Origin of the sequence: Sulfurimonas sp. HSL3-2 (assembly GCF_039645965.1) — a bacterium.
Taxonomy (GTDB): Bacteria; Campylobacterota; Campylobacteria; order Campylobacterales; family Sulfurimonadaceae; genus Hydrocurvibacter; species Hydrocurvibacter mobilis.
In genome coordinates this window covers 1023917-1042216 of sequence record NZ_CP147917.1, presented here as the reverse complement: position 1 = coordinate 1042216, position 18300 = coordinate 1023917, and the positions used below count along the sequence as shown (strand labels likewise).

Annotated in this window: 22 protein-coding genes; 4 read left to right on the top strand and 18 right to left on the bottom strand. The window is 38.9% G+C overall.

Annotated elements, in window-relative coordinates; all coding sequences use genetic code 11:
* Positions 1–36: 36 nt before the first annotated feature.
* The 11 genes from WCX87_RS05245 to WCX87_RS05195 form a co-directional block, all read right to left on the bottom strand.
* Positions 37–408 (bottom strand): diacylglycerol kinase, encoded by a 372-nt coding sequence (locus tag WCX87_RS05245; protein ID WP_345980995.1) that lies wholly within the window; start codon positions 406–408, stop codon positions 37–39.
* Positions 395–2230: an MFS transporter gene (locus WCX87_RS05240; protein WP_345980994.1), complete on the bottom strand. Its 1836-nt coding sequence runs from the start codon at positions 2228–2230 to the stop codon at positions 395–397. The genes WCX87_RS05245 and WCX87_RS05240 overlap by 14 nt, the downstream gene beginning before the upstream one ends.
* Positions 2227–2973: a DUF695 domain-containing protein gene (locus tag WCX87_RS05235; protein WP_345980993.1), complete on the bottom strand. Its 747-nt coding sequence runs from the start codon at positions 2971–2973 to the stop codon at positions 2227–2229. Before WCX87_RS05235 ends, WCX87_RS05240 begins: the two co-directional genes overlap by 4 nt.
* On the bottom strand, positions 2973–3674 hold the full coding sequence (locus WCX87_RS05230) for an endonuclease III domain-containing protein (protein ID WP_345980992.1): 702 nt from the start codon (positions 3672–3674) through the stop codon (positions 2973–2975). The genes WCX87_RS05235 and WCX87_RS05230 overlap by 1 nt, the downstream gene beginning before the upstream one ends.
* Positions 3664–4191 (bottom strand): YbhB/YbcL family Raf kinase inhibitor-like protein, encoded by a 528-nt coding sequence (locus tag WCX87_RS05225; protein WP_345980991.1) that lies wholly within the window; start codon positions 4189–4191, stop codon positions 3664–3666. Before WCX87_RS05225 ends, WCX87_RS05230 begins: the two co-directional genes overlap by 11 nt.
* A gap of 67 nt (positions 4192–4258) precedes the next feature.
* A complete protein-coding gene (locus WCX87_RS05220) occupies positions 4259–4732 on the bottom strand; it encodes a nuclear transport factor 2 family protein (protein WP_345980990.1) in 474 nt (157 codons plus the stop codon).
* A 58-nt stretch (positions 4733–4790) separates the two neighbouring features.
* The gene (locus tag WCX87_RS05215) at positions 4791–5348 is read right to left on the bottom strand and encodes a TetR/AcrR family transcriptional regulator (protein ID WP_345980989.1); all 558 of its coding nucleotides are present in this window, start codon (positions 5346–5348) and stop codon (positions 4791–4793) included.
* Between the two features lie 57 nt (positions 5349–5405).
* Positions 5406–5963, bottom strand: coding sequence for a hypothetical protein (locus WCX87_RS05210; protein WP_345980988.1), 558 nt, complete (start codon positions 5961–5963; stop codon positions 5406–5408).
* A 26-nt stretch (positions 5964–5989) separates the two neighbouring features.
* Positions 5990–6376 carry a hypothetical protein gene (locus tag WCX87_RS05205; protein WP_345980987.1) on the bottom strand — a complete coding sequence of 129 codons (387 nt, stop codon included), beginning with the start codon at positions 6374–6376 and terminating at the stop codon, positions 5990–5992.
* Positions 6376–6981 carry a pentapeptide repeat-containing protein gene (locus WCX87_RS05200; RefSeq protein ID WP_345980986.1) on the bottom strand — a complete coding sequence of 202 codons (606 nt, stop codon included), beginning with the start codon at positions 6979–6981 and terminating at the stop codon, positions 6376–6378. Before WCX87_RS05200 ends, WCX87_RS05205 begins: the two co-directional genes overlap by 1 nt.
* A gap of 120 nt (positions 6982–7101) precedes the next feature.
* A complete protein-coding gene (locus tag WCX87_RS05195) occupies positions 7102–7962 on the bottom strand; it encodes a hypothetical protein (protein WP_345980985.1) in 861 nt (286 codons plus the stop codon).
* Between the two features lie 268 nt (positions 7963–8230).
* Between WCX87_RS05195 and WCX87_RS05190 the strand changes: the two genes are divergently transcribed.
* Genes WCX87_RS05190 through WCX87_RS05175 form a run of 4 tightly spaced genes read left to right on the top strand, consistent with a single transcriptional unit; the run spans position 8231 to position 13445 of the window.
* Positions 8231–8824 carry a GNAT family N-acyltransferase gene (locus tag WCX87_RS05190; protein WP_345980984.1) on the top strand — a complete coding sequence of 198 codons (594 nt, stop codon included), beginning with the start codon at positions 8231–8233 and terminating at the stop codon, positions 8822–8824.
* The gene (locus WCX87_RS05185; RefSeq protein WP_345980983.1) at positions 8814–10886 is read left to right on the top strand and encodes a TonB-dependent receptor; all 2073 of its coding nucleotides are present in this window, start codon (positions 8814–8816) and stop codon (positions 10884–10886) included. Before WCX87_RS05190 ends, WCX87_RS05185 begins: the two co-directional genes overlap by 11 nt.
* Entirely contained in the window at positions 10887–11495 is a 609-nt protein-coding gene (locus WCX87_RS05180) for a hypothetical protein (protein ID WP_345980982.1), read from the top strand.
* A gap of 9 nt (positions 11496–11504) precedes the next feature.
* Positions 11505–13445 carry an EAL domain-containing protein gene (locus tag WCX87_RS05175; RefSeq protein ID WP_345980981.1) on the top strand — a complete coding sequence of 647 codons (1941 nt, stop codon included), beginning with the start codon at positions 11505–11507 and terminating at the stop codon, positions 13443–13445.
* Here the strand turns inward: WCX87_RS05175 and WCX87_RS05170 are convergent.
* From WCX87_RS05170 to WCX87_RS05140, 7 genes are read right to left on the bottom strand one after another with little or no spacing between them, the layout of a single operon-like run.
* Positions 13437–13997, bottom strand: a complete 561-nt coding sequence (locus tag WCX87_RS05170) for a GNAT family acetyltransferase (protein ID WP_345980980.1) — start codon at positions 13995–13997, stop codon at positions 13437–13439. The two genes, WCX87_RS05175 and WCX87_RS05170, sit on opposite strands and share 9 nt — an antisense overlap.
* A gap of 27 nt (positions 13998–14024) precedes the next feature.
* Entirely contained in the window at positions 14025–14366 is a 342-nt protein-coding gene (locus WCX87_RS05165; protein ID WP_345980979.1) for a DsrE family protein, read from the bottom strand.
* Positions 14366–14659, bottom strand: coding sequence for a YciI family protein (locus WCX87_RS05160; RefSeq protein WP_345980978.1), 294 nt, complete (start codon positions 14657–14659; stop codon positions 14366–14368). Before WCX87_RS05160 ends, WCX87_RS05165 begins: the two co-directional genes overlap by 1 nt.
* A 9-nt stretch (positions 14660–14668) precedes the next feature.
* Positions 14669–15439: an ATP-binding protein gene (locus WCX87_RS05155; protein WP_345980977.1), complete on the bottom strand. Its 771-nt coding sequence runs from the start codon at positions 15437–15439 to the stop codon at positions 14669–14671.
* A gap of 1 nt (position 15440) precedes the next feature.
* Positions 15441–16346 (bottom strand): DMT family transporter, encoded by a 906-nt coding sequence (locus WCX87_RS05150; RefSeq protein WP_345980976.1) that lies wholly within the window; start codon positions 16344–16346, stop codon positions 15441–15443.
* 48 nt (positions 16347–16394) lie between these two features.
* Positions 16395–17936 (bottom strand): metallophosphoesterase, encoded by a 1542-nt coding sequence (locus tag WCX87_RS05145; RefSeq protein WP_345980975.1) that lies wholly within the window; start codon positions 17934–17936, stop codon positions 16395–16397.
* Between the two features lie 46 nt (positions 17937–17982).
* A complete protein-coding gene (locus tag WCX87_RS05140) occupies positions 17983–18291 on the bottom strand; it encodes a helix-hairpin-helix domain-containing protein (protein ID WP_345980974.1) in 309 nt (102 codons plus the stop codon).
* Between the last annotated feature and the right edge of the window lie 9 nt (positions 18292–18300).

Below are 18300 nucleotides of genomic sequence, written 5' to 3'. Positions count from 1 at the left end.
TTCTACATCTCGATTATTACAAGTAAGTAACGAAAATCAGACTATATCAAAAGATACTAAAAGGACGACAAGCCAGATACATCCTGTAAGGACAAGGCTTAGTAGAACAAGCGTAGCACCTGCATCTTTGGCACGTTTTGCCATGATGTGATGCTCGACAGTGACAAGATCGACAACACGTTCTATAGCGCTGTTCGTGACCTCTGCGATGATCGGAATAAAGAGTGAAAGTGAAAGCATAGCACTATGCAGGAAACTGATATCAATCACCCATGCGATGATGTTCATAACTACAAAAAGAAGCAGCTGCAGTTTAAAAGAGCTCTCATGCTTTGTTATCTCGATAAAACCCTCCATCGCATAAGTCGCATTTTTAAATAGTGTATATTTCGGTTTATTTGGCTTCATATTTTTCCTTTAGTCTGTGCAGCTCTATTTTGATCTCTTCCACTTTTGTGTCAAGCGGTATCGGTTTACCGTATATAACGGTGATATGGCGTTTAAAAAGACCGCCTGTCTCATTATGTCGTTTTTTACTGCGTGAAAGCACGCTTCCCCACATACCGCCGATGTAATATGGAATTATAACACCTTCACTTTTACCTGCGATTAATTCATACCCGCGATAGAACTCTCCCATCTCTCCGGTGTAACTTATCTGACCTTCAGGGAAGATAACGACACATTTTCCATCGGCTATACGGCGTCTAGCTTCCAAAAAAGCATCTTTACTCGCTTTGACTGAAAGAGGAATGGCATTTCCAAGTTTCCAGAGCTTATGAAAAAACCTCCAATGGTAGATATCTTTCTCCATCATAAACGACACGCGCCTTTTGATAGGAAACTGCATTATGATCCAGTCTATCCAGCTTATATGGTTCCCCATAAAAAGTATCGCGCCTTCATGCGGAATGTTCTCGACTCCATGAAACTTGAACTTGTAACGAAATCCCAAGATAGACTCGAACAGGAACCATAAGAACATGATAAGGTGACGGCGGAGCATATAAACAGCCATAATAAGACCGACAAAGAACATGATATAAAAGAGGACTTCCACATTCATCCCAAAATATGCAAAGACTGTCGTGACCGATAAAAAGAAAAACATAAAGATATTTTGGATGAAGTTGTTACCTGCAAGTATGGTCCCAAGATGCACACGTGGAGCAAGTTCTTGTATGTACGCGTTTAGAGGAACGATGAAAAGTCCTGCAAACACGCCAAAGAGCATAAAAAGCACTATTACTTCTAAAAATGATGAGCTAAACGGCAGCAGCAGGACCATCATACTCAGCCCAAACCCAGCAAAGGGAACCATCCCGATATTGACATAGTATTTTGAAAACTTTGAAGCCAAAACAGAGCCTGCGATGATGCCGATGCCGGCTAGTGCCATAGCACCTTGAACGTAGATGGTATTGGTTATCTGCAAGGTATCTTTTGCATACGCTCCAAAGATGGCGAGTACGACCTGAGAGATAGACCAAAAGACGGACAATGCCACGATAGACTCGATGATATCACGCTTTCTAGCAACTATCATCAAGTTTTTTCTCAGATAATATCCGATTACATATTTTTTAATATTAAAAATATTTTGGCTCTGCATCATCATCTTGTTTGGCAGTCTGCTTGTAAAGATATACTCTATGATCGAGCCTATGACCAAGAGCCAGCCAAGAGGTGCGACCATCTTTAAGATGTCCCCTTCATTTACAAATGACGGGGTGATATTCATCTCAAAAAGTATGGTGTAAAAGATGATCCCGCCAAGGATCGCTACTGTCGTCGTAGCTTGGACAAGTGCATTACCGGCCGTGAGAAGTTTGATGCCGACAAGCTCTTTTATGTACCCGTATTTTGCAGGCGAATAAAGCGCGCTTTGAAGTGCAAGTAAAAAGGTAAGGAAAAATGCGCTCAAAAACCATCCCATGTAGTATGAAACAGTTATGCCAAGCGTGATGAAAACAGCAAAGAGTGCCGAGTACTTCATGATGACGTTTTTAGCGAATCTGTCGCTTAGATACCCTGATGGTGTAAAAAGAAGGATGAATGGAAGCAGTATCATCGCGTTTACGATGGCGGTAAGCACTATCTGCTCACTACCGTCATATATCTTAAAGATAGTGTTTTGGATGATGATCTTATGACCGAGGTCCGTAAAGGCATTTAAAAAGAGTGCAAGAGTGTAGTAAATGATGCCGTTTACTCTAAAAATTCGATTCAATTTTGCTCATCCGACATTGATGTACTCCAACCCTCATAGTAACCGTGACCTTCTGTACAGAGTTCCATAAACATATCTGTCGTCTTGTTCATTGTCTCTGCATCTACAGCTTGCACGACGGGTATTATTATGCCGTATTCATACTCCTCGGCATCACGTTCGAACTCATCCTTACATGTAAGGTTGTGCTCCTGCAGTGAAGCTACAAACTTCTCTCTGAGCGATGCAGTCTGAAAAAGCACATAGTGTTCGACCTCTCTAGGCTTTGAAATATCATCGCCTTCTTCTACAAGTTCGTCTATGATCTGACGGCTTTGTATATGGTGAGACTGTAGAAGGTTCGGATAAAGGCTTGTCTCGTAAAGGTTCCATTTTCTGTCTTTTACAGCATTGCTCTCAAACTTGTAGTCAAAAGCGTTTAAGATATCTTTGGTCTGATTTTCGATCCCTTTTGGGTCTTGCAGGTAAAAGTAGAGTTCGTACCAGCCGGCAGTCGTTTTAGAACCGACATAGACAGCTTTCTCTTTATCTTCAAGCTTTACTGCGAGTCTGTCTTTACATTCGAAAAGAAAATCCTCTTCATCCTCATCGGCAAGACCGTTAGGCAGAGGATTTTTCAGCTTTATAAACACAGTGTAGAGCCAAGGGTAAAACTCTACTTCATCTATCATCTGCTGTGCTTCAAGTTCGACCTCTATCTTGACTAAATCGCCATCTTCAACTTGTGTATAAAACTCTCTCATCAATCTCTGCTTTTTTTTGATGAAATTATATCTAAAAAGCACCCCACTCCGTAAGGCTTTTTGGAGTAGCATCTTTTTGCGTGTGCGACTATGAGAGCATGAAACTCTTGATAAAGGACGACAAGCTCTTTTGCCTCTTTGACCTCTTTTTGTATCTCTTGCTGCATAAGCTCTTTGATATCGTGATATTTTGCACTCTCTTCTATCAGACCAAGATGAATGAGCATCCTCTTTGTATAGGCATCGACGACAAACTCAGGCTCGTTGTAGGCATAAAGCAGGATTGAGTCAGCCGTTTCAGGTCCGACACCCTTTACATGTAAGAGTTCCGTGCGCGATGGCGTCCTGCCATCCAGCTTTTCAAAAAAATCTATAAACTCTAGTATATACGCGGCTTTTTGGTTGAAATACCCCGAGGGTCGTATGGCAGTTTTTAGCTCTTTTGAAGGCATCTTCTTGATACATCTATAGTCTAAACACTCCATAGCATTGAGATTTTGCAGGGATTTTACGACCGAGGTAAAGGTAGTGTTTTGTGTCAGGATGGAGCCAAGACAGACTTCAAAGATTTGATTCTCGTCTTTTGGAAAGTCATACTTCTTTGGATGGTAACCGCCGTCATTGATAAACGGCCACCACCCCTGTGCTCCGTACTTTTCGTACAGAGACTTATATATCTGCAGTATCTTGTTATCTGCCATAGTAGGAGATAATAGAACTCTTTTGTATTGCGTGAGCGTTTAGGTTGTACCCTACTAGTGCCGGAGTAGATTCTATACCTAGATCCAATCTATCGACATCAAGTGCATAGACCGTGATGACATATCTATGAGCTCTGTCTCCGCGAGGAGGACAAGCACCGCCGAAACCGCCGACCCCATAACTTGTTACACTTTCCATTGAACCGATTGGAAGCAGTTTTAATCTGCTTGCATTGGCAGGGATACTCGTCGTTTCTTTTGGTATGTTAAACACGATCCAGTGCCACCATCCGCTTCCCGTCGGAGCATCAGGGTCGTACATAGTTATCGCAAAGCTCTGCGTCCCTTCAGGCGCATCCTTCCATCGAAGCTCAGGAGAGATGTTCTCCCCGCTGCATCCAAACCCATTATAGACCTGCTTGATGGTAAACTGACCACCTAGATCGTCACTTAAAAGAGTGAAATTACCCGCATATGAGATGTTTAAAAGAAACAACACTAAGACTAAAAAACGCATGATGACTCCTTCTGTTGAACTTTATATATTGTATTTAGATTGTGTAACTTTGTCAATCTGTCTTTTACTATAATCCCATCTCACTCAATGATTGATAGTCACCAGGTCGTATTTCTGTGTCCCAAAGAAATTTTCTTTCCTTTTCGTTTATCGGCAAGTCATTGATACTCGCTATACGCCTTTGCATGTAGCCTTTCTCATCAAACTCCCAGTTCTCATTACCATAGCTTCTATACCATTGCCCTTTCTTATCACGCCATTCATAGGCAAATCTTACGGCTATTTTATTATCTGTAAATGCCCATAGTTCTTTACATAACTTGTAATCAATTTCTTTTGCAAACTTCACTTTTAAAAATGAAACGATTTCATCTCGACCGATTAAAAATAGATCACGGTTTCTCCACTGACTATCTAACGAATAAGCCATCGATATTTTTTGTGCATCTTTTAGATTCCAAGCGTTTTCAGCCATTTTAACTTTTTGTACAGCCCCTTCCATATCAAATGGAGGCAACGGTTTTCTTAACTCTTCATTCATTATTCTCTTCCTTTTTTTAACAACCAAACGATTGTTTGATTAAATAAAACAAAAAAAATTACCGGAGCAAGCCGATAATCTTTTCTCCTACATGTAAGTAATCTTTTGAAGTACCGTAAAGGTTCATCATCATGATGGCACCCTGCGTCAAAGCTACATACTCTTTTGCCAATAAATGAGCTTCATTATTGGCGTACTTGTTTTGTAATATCTTAGCCAAGGCATTTTCCCAATTCGTAAAATAGGACTTTATTTCCTCTTTGAACTCCAGGTTCTCAGCAGACACTTCCAACGCTAAATTTCCAAGTAAACAACCACCCTCACTATGCAAAAAGTAATCATCCGTTTTCTTTACAAAGAGTCTGACTTTTTCATCATCTGACAAATCACTTCTATCTGCAATGGCGTAAATATGCTCTGAAAAATAGTGGTGTATGTACTTCAAAGACTCCAAACCGATCTCATCTTTGCTCTTAAAATGGTGGTAAATACTCCCTTTTATCAGCCCGCAAGCCTCGGCGATGTTCGCCATAGAAGTGTTGTAATACCCACGAATCTTAAAAAGCCTGATAGCCCCTTTTAAAATCTCTTCCCGTGATGTCTTTTTGATTGCCATAGTAACTTTTCCCAAACGGTTGTTTGGTAAAAGTTTAGCTTTTATTGCCTTAAAGGTTTATTTTTCTAATGCTATATATTTACCAAATAAATAAACCGTATTATAAACTTTTCCTTCATAATCAGGTTTTTTATTTCCATTTATTTTAAACATAACATTAATATCGTAATCAAAATCATCAAATGTAATTGACTGATTTTCGTTAGGAGACACAAATACCATTCCCATTTTTTTACATTCATTTTCCTGTATGTTATTGCATTCTTTACGAGCCATATCCATCACTGATGTTATGTTAATATTTTGATTTCTAATATATTTTGCTTCAATAATATATCTAACTTTATTTTTTGAAAAGTACAAATCTGCTCTATTACTTAAATCTGTTTTACCTTTTTTATCAACGCTGTATTCAGAGATAGCGACACCGCCTATTTTCCATATTGCACCAACAAGACAACTTATATTTGCCATTTCATTATGCCAATAAGCGGCATCTTTAAAATCATTTTCTTCCAAATAATCTTTATTATTTTGTATCCACTGATTTATTATCTCTAACCACAAATCAGCATTTTCTAAATCGTCTTTTAGTTTGATATGAATTTCATACATTTATATTTCTCCATAAATTTAACTACTTATATGTTACAGCTTCTTAACTTCATCAACGCATTATGCTCAAATAAAAACATCAAAGTCTCATGGACGTAGTGTTTTATGGCATTGCGTGTGGACTTATCTAGCTTATAGACTTTCTGTCCTCTTATGGTTTTGCCTTTTCCAAAGAGTAGATTATACTTATCGTCTATATGTCTGCCTCTGAACCAGCCGAGGTGTATGTAGTCTTCTTTTACACGTATGTAGCAGAATCCGCCCTCTTTTGAGTACAAGGTCGTGATATTTTCGCTGTATTTCTCTTTGGCATCATTTCCTATACATATCTTTATGAAATCTCTTACATGTAAGAAGAGTTCGGCATGTTCACCCGTGCTGTCTTTTTCAAAAGAGGTTCTCGTTATTTTCATCAATCTACCAAGACTATACCCATTGTCTCTAGCAAATACAGTGCCTCATAACGGCTGAAAATTGCACCTGTAAGGTGATTGGAACGTATATCGATGGAAGTGTTTTGAGCGTCTGTAAAATTGGCATTTTCTAGATATGTATTGGCAAACAGTGCACCTTTGAAGTCGCTGCCTGTAAAATTTGCATTTTGAAGTTTTGCATTGCTAAAATCGACATCTTTGGCGCGGCACTCTTTCATCACAACTCCCTCCAATGTCAAACCAAAGAAATTGCTATCGTTTAAGATGCACTCTTTAAATCGCAGAGGATCAGTGGCGAGCAGACTTTTGTAGTCCAACATCGTCCAATCTATCCCGATCATTTTACACGACACGAAATCAACATCACCCATCTTTGTATTGGTCAGCTTCATTAGACCTAAATTGCAGTCTTCAAAACGGCATCCGATAAACTTGCACGAAGAAAAAAAAGTTTCACTAAAATCACAGGAGATAAAAGTACAATCTTCAAACTCCGCTTTTGTGATCTTCTTGCCATGAAGGTCGATTCCCTCAAATTTTTCTGCAAAAACGTCCATCTTATCTACAATTATGTCCGATGCCACTCTCTAATCCTTCTAAATTAATAATAATGTCATAATACACTAACACGACTTTAACAAAAGGAAAACGCTATGGAAGGACAAAGTCGATAATGTTGCTTGTGCTTCTATACTAAACTCTATTTACTTCTCCGATCTTGAAAGCCTGTTATATACCGCTGTTCCGACGATGAGCAGTGTGACTCCAAGTACCAGGTAAAACGCGTTTATCAGTTTGCTGTAATCATCTAACACTATCTTAAACACTGCCATCAAAGACTCGATGGAGAGCGCTACGATGATAGAGGTCAAGAACTTGCTAAGAGTCTTGTTCTGCAGATCGTTACCGTAGTTAAATTTTTTAAATAAAACATCGTTTTCGATAATGGTCTTTGCCAGATCATAGATCGCAAGTCCTATGGTGATGGAGATGATAGAGGTAAATATCTCATGCATCACATCTTTTCCCGTACTGTTGTCTATAAGCATAGCGAAAAAGATATACCCGCCGTACAGAATCAAAAAGATAGATACGATTCCAAGTAATACCCCGCCGCCGCCTAAGACATACGTATTGATCTTTGCAAATGCACCGTTATGTTCTATAAGACGCAGCTCTGCAAGCAGCTTCAACATATCGAAATCCACTACTACATACTCGTCATTATGACGTTTTACAGCTGTCAATGTTGGCTGTCCCGTGATGTGATGAAGGTACGGATTGCTTATGTGGATGGGTTCATCTTTAAAACTCACCCATTTAAAATAAAAAGACTTATCCGTCCCGTCACGACTTTCGTCAATATATTTTCTACCGTAACTTGGACTTGTCTGAATATAAGTATCATCAACGGAATAGATGAACTCTGCGGCTTTTTCAAACTCGAAAAAACGGCGCAGGTCCCTCTCATCACATGAGGTAGGATGAAAGTTTTCCATTGTCGTACGAATATAGAACTGTACACTGTTTTTATGTTCAGTGTAAATACTGATTATCCGTTTCATGAAAACTCCTTTTACTGGGTCTTCAATTATGTTATAGCACTCATATCATTAAGAGTGCTATGGGTTTAAAATCTAGTTTCTACAACTAAGCGTGTCAGCTTGAATTTTCTCTATTTTTATCATATTTTTTTGATTTTATGTTAAAACTTATGAAATTTATAAGAAAAAAATAGGTTATTATTTACTATTATGTTTAGAAGTAAAAGGTTATATTCAACAGAGTGGTCATATTCAAACAAGTTCGTTTTTAGCGAATAAAGGGGATATCTTGAGTTTTACTTTTTTAGAAGTCAAAGAGGGTGATCTGTTAAAACAAGTTTATGCTTTCAGGTATAAGATTCTTTCTGAAATCTATCCTGAATATTTAAAAATCTCAAACCTGTATGATAATGAAGAACACGATAAATACGATCCTTATGCTGTTCATTTTGCAGCTATAGATGATAAAGACCAAGTCTGCGCCACACTTAGACTGATATATAACTCCCCCGTCGGATACCCCACAGAGAACAGTATGCATTTTAACAAAGAGATCTTTTCAAGAGACAAACTTGCCGAAATGTCGAGAATATTTGTAGATGCCAAGTACAGAGATCTTAAAACTACAAAGATCATCATAGAGGGAGCAAAAAAGTTTATGTATTCCAAAATGAAAGAGCTGGGTATAGAGTACAGCTACGGTTCACTTGAAAAAGCATTTCTAAGACTCCTGAAGATCTATAAAGTACATTACCACACTTTAGCGGAACAACAACTTCATGATCTGTTCGGCTTTCGTTATCCATGCGTTTTATACACACAGCAGCTAGGCGAAGACAATCCGGAACTGATCAGATATTGGGAGAAACGACATGTTATGTAAGAACTGTTTTAGTAAAGCCAAACTCATAAGCAGTCTGTTTTTACTCATGAGCCTCTCAAATCTGGATGCGAAGATGGACGACATCATCACTTCTATATCTAACGATATGGAACACTTCAATGAAGTCGCGACAGTCACAAAAGAGAATGAGAAATACCAGCCCTACATCATCTCTGTCTTTCAAGGAAAAGAGCTTGAAAAACTCGGTGTCTCAAATTTAAAAGAAGCGATAGAACTCGTTCCCGGCATCGACATGGCTACAGATAACAGTAATATCCAGACACCTATTTTTCGCGGTTCAAACTCACTTGCATACGGGCAGACAAAACTTTTTATAGATGATGTGCTTGTCAACAATCTTTTTCTTGATGCTTACTCGGAATACCTCGGTATGCCTATAGAGATGATCAAAAGGATCGAGGTCGTAAGAGGTCCTGGAAGCAAGACAAACGGGGTCAATGCCTATGCCGGTTCCATCAATGTCATAACTTATGCAGAAGACTTTAAAGGATTTGAGTCAAAAGACGGCATCGTATTTAAATACGGTTCATACGACTACAAGATGGGAGGTTTTCTAAAAACTTTAAAGACCGATGATCTAAAGCTATTTGTAGATTTTTACTATCAAAAAGATGATAAAAAGCTTCCTGCAGGCCCTGACGGACTTTCACAAGGAGCATTAGGTTTGGCAAATATCGGACTCTCAAAGTCCGGCGATGCACCGCTATGGCTTGAGGACTACTCTCTTGGTGTTAATATGAAATATAAAGATTTTTCCGTTAAAGCCCGCATATTAGAACATAAACAGGGAAGTGCCTACGGCATAAACTTGGCACTGCCGCAAAAAAGTGACAGATTAAAACTGCCAAGTTACTACCTCGAACTAGGCTATGATAAAAAGATAAACGATTATAAGTTTGACATCAAGGCCGGTGTAAAATACGATAACTTTGACTCCTATTCAAAACTGGGTCCGGATGATCTTAACCTCAGCGGCATCATTTTTCCTAACGGGATATACGGAGAGCATATCGCCAAGCAGAGGACTCTGTATCAATCTACCTATTTAAAATACTATGGACTGGATGATCATATCATTACCACAGGATACCGCATCATAAGAGAAGAGACCGTAGATATGATCTCAAAACTTTCAAACAGGTCCACCGGTGATGTCGCATTGGTCGATTATACCGATACACTGCCATTTTTTGATAAGGATGCCAAACGGGACATCCTTATCCTCTCACTGCAGGATGAATTTTGGTTTAACGACGACCTCAGCTTCATATACGGTATCAACTATGAACAGACCTCATATAAAGATGCAGGTCTTGAACCTAGAGTCTCTATGGTCTACAGACTCGACCAGCAAAACATCTTTAAAGCTATATACAGCCGTGCACATAGAAACCCGTCATGGCAGGAGATGTTTACCAAAAACAATCTTGCAAGAGTCGGGAACAAGGATCTAGAACCGGAAAAAGTAGATGCTTTTGAGCTCGCTTACATTAAAAAGTTTTCAAACGACTCTTATCTGCAGACAAACCTTTTTTATCTTCTTAATAAAAATCAAATATATAATTCAGCTACTGATCCTGTATATAGAAATGTCGGGGATACGGATATATATGGTTTTGAATTTGAATATAAAGGACATCTCTCATCTGTAGATAAGTTATATCTAAACTACTCATACGTGACCGGTTCATCTCATATAAAAGATCAAGCAGTAAATGACTCTTTGCCAAACGTCTCACATCATCTGGCTAAAGGGTACTATATCTATAATCTCAATGAGAACCTATCTCTTAGCAGTGTTGCAAAATATGTCAGTGAAAAAGACAGAGCACCCGGTGATACACGCGATAAGCTCAATGCCTATGCCACTTTAGATGCTTCACTTGGATATCAAAACCGAAAATATGACTATAGTCTGCTTTTGAGTGTTAAAAATATCTTTGATGCCAGAGTCGCCTATGCCTCTCCTCCACATACATATATAGAGGATTATGAACAAGAGCGCAGAAACTTCCTGATAACATTAAAGAAAGAGTTCTAGATGAAAAGAATACTCTTCATCTACTTAGCTCTTGTTAGTCTAGCCTTTGCGCATAACTATGATGATGTATTGCTTAAAGCGCAAGCATCTATTTTTCCTAAGATCCTGCTCTTGGATAAAAAATTAGATAATAAACTCATAGACGGTAAGATAGTTTATACGATCGTCTATAATAACAGTGACTATAATGTCGCATTGGAGATAGGAAAATATATTGACTTAAAATATAAAGGCTATCTGGATACATATAGCTATACTCTTAACTTTGTAGAGTGCTCAAAATTTTCAGAAGATACGAAAGCATCCGCTATATATATACTTAATGTGAACGGATGTGTCAAAAAAATAGCAGATATTGCCAAAGAGAAAGGTGTTATCTCTTTTTCATACGATATAATGGACTTAAAAGAAGGGATCATGTTTTCATTACTTATTGAACAATCAACAATACTATATCTTAATAAAGACACCCTTGGTACACAAAAAATAGATTTTGTCGATTCCTTACTGCAGATAGTCAAGTTTATGGACAGCAGCAGTTTTAAAGACTTATCTCTGTTGGACTACGATCCAGTGTTACAGAGTAAATCATTTGATCCGGGAGTTTAAAGTTTTTCAATGAAACAAGAATTTAAGTCACTTTCTACAAAAATCGTACTTTCGATTTCATTGGTATCGCTGCTTTCTGTCGTAGTGATCTTTAATGTTTTTGAAAGGATCAATAAACAGGCTTTTTACAGTATTGAGATGGAAAAAGCCGATCTTGTCCTAAAGACCATTGAACCGCTGGTCGCACTCAACATCTACCTTGATATGAACGGTAAAATAGACGATACACTGTTAAAACTCATCGAAAATCCCAATATTTTAGCCATTAAAGTCATAAAAGACGACAAGATAATCAAAGAGATGAAATCTAAAGATTACAGCAGTAATGTCAATGACTCTTTTAAAGTTGAAAAAGCCATTTTACAACCAAATTCACAAAAGCAGATCGGGACGTTACTTCTTGTCTACTCTACTAAAAACTATAAAGTATTGATAGATAAATATACCACTTTACTCATCGAAATCTTGATAGCACTCGTTTTGTTCTTTTTACTGTTTAGTCTCTACGTGAAGAGACTTCTCTCTCCTCTGAGACAGATAGCAAAGGCATTAAAAAATTTCTCACCGAATAAAAAAGTTCATCTTCCTTTAATAGAAGAACATAATGAGATCGGTCTTATCTCAAACGCTCTTAGCCATATGCAAGAGAAGATCTTAGAATATTCAAAAGAGCAAGAAGATGCAAACCATTTTCTTGAAGATAAAGTAAATGAAAAAACAGTGGAACTTCGAAAACAGCTTTATACAAACAGTCTGACAGGACTACCAAATAGACTAAGTTTACTCAATGAGATAAGCAACTATACTGATGGTGCGCTTCTGGTCATCAATATTGATGACTTTAAAGAGATCAATGACTTTTTCGGTCATATTGCAGGAGATACTGTTTTAATCTCTTTCGCACGTACACTCGAGAATATGTTTGCAAATGAGGATGATGTGATCCTGATGCATCTTTCCGGTGACGAGTTCGCTTTACTGTTTACGAAAAAACCTTTGTTAAACGAATTTATACAGATCGCTCAAAAACTAATCGACAATGTGGAAAAAATGGTCTTTTATCATGAAAACAATGAACTATCTATCCGAATCACTATCGGAGGAGCATTTCAGATAGAAGGAGCTTTGGAAAAAGCTGATATCGCTTTAAAATCAGCTAAACAACAGAAAAAATCCTTTTTACTTTATGATGGAAAACATAATGTGGAAAAACTCTATAAAAACAATATCGAATGGGGGAAAAAGTTGGCAAAAGCCATAGAAGAAGATAGGATCGCGCCCTACTTTCAACCTATCTATGACAATGTATCCAACAAGATCGTAAGTGTCGAATCCCTTATACGTCTCATCGATAATGGTAATACTGTTATCAGCCCTTATGAGTTTTTAACTATTGCAAAAAAAAGTAAGCTGTATAGCAAATTGACAAAAATAATGGTTCAAAAAAGTTGTAAATACTTTGAAGATATAGATTGTGATTTTTCAGTAAATCTATCGGTAGAAGATATCTTGGATGAAGCTACGATAGAATATATAAAACACAATATAGAAAAATACAATGTCAGCAAAAAGATAATCTTTGAGATCCTCGAAACGGAAGGTATAGATAATTATCAAGAGGTATCAACTTTTATCAGTGAGATGAAGGCTCTCGGCTGTAGAATCGCTATAGATGATTTTGGCTCAGGGTATTCAAGTTTTGAACATCTTCTTCGACTTGATATTGACTACATCAAGATAGACGGCTCGTTGATAAAGCATCTTGATACCGATCCAAATGCTCAAATAGTCGTCGAAACGATCGTAAACTTTGCAAAAAAATTAAATATTATTACTATCGCAGAGTATGTTCACACTGAAGCGGTCTACATAAAAGCTAAAGAGTTGAAGATCGACCGTACACAAGGATTCTTCCTTGCAGAACCGCAAGCAGAGTTTTCCTTATCTTAATGACTTGGAAGTATCATATACCAGCTCATAGTAGTTGTTACCGTTATATGAGAACTCTTTTATGACATCAAGACCCAGCTTTCTTGTATGAGCTTCGTATGAGCGCGGATTTATCTTGTTTATGAATGTCACAAGTATCGGGTAACGTTTTGCCATCTCGCCTCTTGCAAACTCAAATATCGCTTCAAGTACTCCGCTTCCCCTCACACTTTTATCGATACAGATAGGACCGTACTGGTAAGAGTTCTCTGTACTCAGTCTTTTTCCCAGATATTCAAGATCTCCCAGACCTTCTATCATATAAGCGAACATCGGCCATCTTGACCAAAACTGCCACGATGCCGCCATAACATACGCTACGACTTCACCCTCTTGGAGTGCGATAAAAAGCCCCTGCTCTTTTTCTATGAGCTCAGAAAGCTGTTCTTTTGTAAAAGGAGTCGTGACAAAACCGTCTTTTTTATCCTCCTCCTTGATGGAGTCTATCTGGTACTTGAAATGAAGTTCCAGGACTTTATCTATATCACTAAGTTCTGCTATCTTTAACTTCATCTTTTTCCTTTAAAAAAAATAGGGTACTTATATGGTCAGTACAGACCACTCCTCGCTTTTAAGAGCCTCGGTCAAAAGTTCTCCCGTATGGTTACACGGTATGCCGATGTATTCTAAGGACTCGACGGCTTCGTATTCCTGAGCACAGACGATGCATGAACTAAACTCCACACCGTCTTTTTGCATCGAGAGCACTTTTTCTCTAATGATCTTATTATCTCTCGCCTGCATGATGGAAGCGCCCCAAAACATCACATGCACTCTCTTCCAGTAATCTCTAGGAAGCGACACTCCGCCGTAAAGCAGCGGAAACTTCATGATGCTGTCTGCATTGTCGGTACTTATGACTATAAGCAGTTTATCTTTCATTATATCTCCTCTTTTAGGTTTTCAAACCCTTTAGCCGTCATGCTAGGTGTAAACTCGATGATCTCATAAGCGGCAAGATCGTTGATCTTAAAAGGGTCTTTTTCCAAAACCGCCTGCAGACTTTCAAGCGAATCCATTTTTGAAAGGATAACACCGCCTGTACGCGGAACTTTACGACCTGAAGCGATGAAGTTGCCTAATGCATACTGCTCCTCAAGATAGCTTACATGTAAGGCTAAATACTTGTCCACTTCCTCTAGTGAAGCGGTGTATGTGAGTGATACTATAAACATCTTTGCCCTTTACTTTTGAAAATAGCTGTTATAAAACTGCTTTGCCGTTCTGCCGGTTCTACTTGCCCTCACCTGCGCAAAACGCAGAGCCTCTGCATGCAAGAACTCTCTATCGCCTTTGTAGTCCTTAAAGTAACTGTCTACGACTTCTAGATACTCGGCTTGCGTGCCGTGATAGAAAGAGAGCCACAGACCGAATCTGTCGCTGAGCGATATCTTCTCCTCTACGCTGTCTGAATAGTGAAGTTCGCCATTCTCTCCGACCACCGTACCCTCATTTTCTCTTTGATATTCGGTGATAAGATGGCGTCTGTTTGAGGTAGCATATATCTTGACATTGCTAGGCGGTGTCTCTATAGAACCTTCAAGTATGCGTTTAAGACCTTTATAGCCCTTCTCTCCCTCTTCAAATGACAAGTCGTCACAAAAGATGATGAACTTGTAAGGCAGGTTACGTATCATGTCCGATATCTCTATGAGATCGTCTAGGTCGTCTCTGTCTATCTCGATGATGCGAAGACCTCTTGCGTTGTAGGCGTTTAAAACCGCTTTGATAAGCGAGGATTTACCCGTACCTCTTGCACCCCATAGCAAGACATTGTTTGAAGGAAGATCATCCAAAAAACGCTCGGTGTTCGTTATGAGCTCTTTTTTTTGTCTCTCTATGCCTATCAGATCTTCAAATGTGATCTCATCTATGTTTTTTACAGGTTTGAGATACTCTTTTTTAGCCCGCCATATAGCTCCGTAACAGTTTTTCCAGTCAATATTCTGCTGCATTTTAAACCTTTTGTTCTACCGCTTTGGAAGTTCTTTTCATATTAAACAGCATAACGGCAAAAAAAGCAAGCAGACATCCTATGACTGTCGAGAGCGCTATGCTCTCTCCATACACGAACCAGCTCGATACGATGGCACCTACCGGGACGATGAACATAAAGACTCCCGTCCTGTGCGCTCCGATCTTACCTGCTGAAAGGAAAAAGAGAGCCGTGCTGAATGTTCCCGGAAACACACCTATAAAGATGATCGTAGCCCAGAAAACTCCGTCATAAGCTTGAATATCAAACGGATGATGCGGCAGTGCAAAGAACATGTTTGTCACCCCTGCTACTCCAAAGACGACAAGTGTATAAAACATAGGGTTCGCTCTTTTTGACGCTTTTTGTGAAAGGATGGTCACAAATGCCCAGACGATGGCACACTCTAAAAAGTAAGAGCTCTCCACATTTAAAAAAGCGAACCCCTCAAACGGTACGCGAAGTAAAATAAGTGCGCCAAAGACCCCGATAGAAAGTGCTATGACCTGGCGTGTCGATACTTTCGTACCTAAGATGGCTATGGACATCAGGTATGTAAATATGGGAGCAAGAGCCGTTACCATCGTACCGCCGTAACCTGCCTGACCGTGAGAGAGTCCTGCGAAAAAAAGGTAGTTAAAAAGTGATGTAAGCAATCCTGCTCCAAGCATATAGACAAATCCCATCCTATCGGTTTTTAGAGGGACTTTTAAGTACCAGATGACGGGAAGGATGCTGATAAAAGAGATAGCATATCGCCAAAAGGCTGCGACTTCGGCATTTGAATGCTCGGCAGCAGCTTTTCCTGCCGTCCAAGCCACACCCCAAAGCAGCATAGCCACGATCATGCCTATAAAATAACGAGTAGAGTTTTTACTATCTTCCATTTGAATGTCACCACCTAAGTTTAACGGGAATTATACAAGTTATTTTAGTTACTTAAGTACTCTGATTTCTATAATTTCACCATTTTCTAATATCGGGATAACAGCCCCACAAGGTTTACCAAACCCGTGAAACTTTTCTTTTTTCTTTTGGTGGGGATGATCTCTTAACCAGCCGCCTGTGTTTATGACCGTATATTTATTCGGTTTTGGCATAGGATCTTGAAGCTTTATAGGATGAGCATTGACATACAAGAGATTCGAAGAAGTGTCTTTGGAGTCAGACACATAAGAACCTGATGAAATAAGACCTAAAGACGACAGCTGTGATGAAACAGTAGAGTTAGATACTCCCGGAACATGAGTATGACCATATATAAACTTACTTATCTTGTAGTGTCTGTCCTTAGTTAGTTTCATCAGTTCGCGAATAGTTCTGTAGATATACCATTCGACATCCGAACTACTGCTAGGTTTTGAACCGTCTGCCTTTTCGATGATCTTACTTACCGTAATATAATCTGTACTAGGCTTTACCTTCGGTGGTTTACCATCATTGAGTACTTCATAATAGTTCCGTAAAAGGATATCAAGCTGGGCTGGAGTACCTGTTTCATAACCGTCATTTGATTGTGCATTTCCTACCAGCGCATTTGCTTGTATGAACTGAGGCAGATTAAAGTTATCGGACTGTTCTTTGAAGGCTTCGATCTTTTTGGCTATCTCATGATCAGCAAGTTCTTCAGGAGTCAGATTAAACTGTTTAGCCAATATAGCGACAAATCTGTCCCAGTGCTTATTCATGCTATTACTCATCTCAGACCAGTTATCTTCGAAATATTGACCGTGTGTAAGAAGCGTGACTCTATCTTGATCATCGATGATATAAAGGTTCGGGTACACCAAAGTAACAGCCGTACCGAATATCTTATCCATATGTGTATGTTCATAATCCTTTTTTTCTATCAGTAAATACTCTGAGTTATCCTCAGGATAATCTTTAGTTATCTCCGTATTGACATACTCAAAGAGCTGTAAATGCTTTTTGTTATCTTTAAAAGATAAAATACCGGGGACTACATGTCTAGCCATTTTCGCCGGATTTAGTTCATTAACTTGCTGTGTGACATCACTCTCCCATTGCAAATGACGCCATAATGAGTAGTCATGATTGCCAGGTATGTAGATAAACTCTTTTGTTCCTGCATCACTCCGGAGCTGATCAAGAAACACCTTGACCAGTTCATAAGCGATATCATTCCGTTGCATCGCTATGTCAAAAAGATCTCCGAGGATTATAAGATTATCTACCTCTTTTGCGATCTCTACCAATCTTGTGTACTGAGAGTCTTTTGACATATCAAGCTTCACTCTGTAATACGGGTCTTTACTATGACGTTCAATGATAAGTCTGTCTTGGGGGTATTTGTAAAAATTTTGTGTTTCACTGTTAAAATAGATTTCCCCTTTTTTATAAGGGGCATGGGGAGTCACTTTTTCATCTTCATCCATAATACTAAACAGCGTACATCTCGGATCTCCGATGTGTACGTCGGATATGACTGCTAAACGATAGGCGTTATTCATTTGCATCTCTACTCCTTTACTTGAAGATATGATATCACAAATGAAACAATTGCTATATTTCTGCTATTTTTTTACCGTTGCCATACCGCTTTTTACGCTCATCGGTATAATCCCACCACACTTTCGGTTCATTACCATTCATAAAGTCGGTAACGGACATAAAGACATCAAGTACACAAGGGTCTTGTCTACTGCTTGTCACTTCACAGAGTCTTTGATAAAGCTCGTAAGGATCTTTACCTTTTAGCATTTGGGGTGTATCTATACCTATCGAGCGCAGGTCATCTGCCAAAGATTTACCGATATTGGGCAGATCTGTGAGTTTTTTTGTCTTTTCTCGTACAACTTTAATAGGATTCATAACTCTCCC